Annotated in this window: 1 protein-coding gene; it reads left to right on the forward strand. The window is 74.8% G+C overall.

Annotated features, from left to right (window positions below; all coding sequences use genetic code 11):
• Positions 1–409, forward strand: a 409-nt coding sequence (locus Ato02nite_RS50855) for a tetratricopeptide repeat protein (RefSeq protein WP_213013952.1), incomplete at both ends; no start/stop codon positions are given.

Below are 409 nucleotides of genomic sequence, written 5' to 3' on the forward strand. Positions count from 1 at the left end.
CGCCGCCCAGGCCGCCGGCGCGGGCCTGCACGCCTACACCTGGCAGCTCGCCTGGGGCCTGGACACCTTCCACTACCGCCGCTGGCATCTGCACGACCAGATGGCCACCTGGCAGGCGGCCGTCACTGCGGCCCGCCATCTGGGCAGCCCGAGCGTGCTGGCCTACACGCACCGCCGGCTCGGTGAGACCTACCGCCGGCTCGGCCGCCCGGCCGAGGGGTCCGCCCAGGCCCACGAGGCCCTGCTGCTCCTCGACGGCATCGGCGATCGGTGCGGCGTGGCGGACGTCCATCTCGACCTGTCGATGCTCGCCGAACGCCAGGGCGATCTCGAAGACGCGCTCGAGCACGCCGAGCGAGCCCTCGCCGCGACCCGGTCCGGCGAGGCACCCGTCGCCGATCCCGTCGAA

The sequence above is a fragment of the Paractinoplanes toevensis genome (genome assembly GCF_018332695.1).
Taxonomy (GTDB): domain Bacteria; phylum Actinomycetota; class Actinomycetes; order Mycobacteriales; family Micromonosporaceae; genus Actinoplanes; species Actinoplanes toevensis.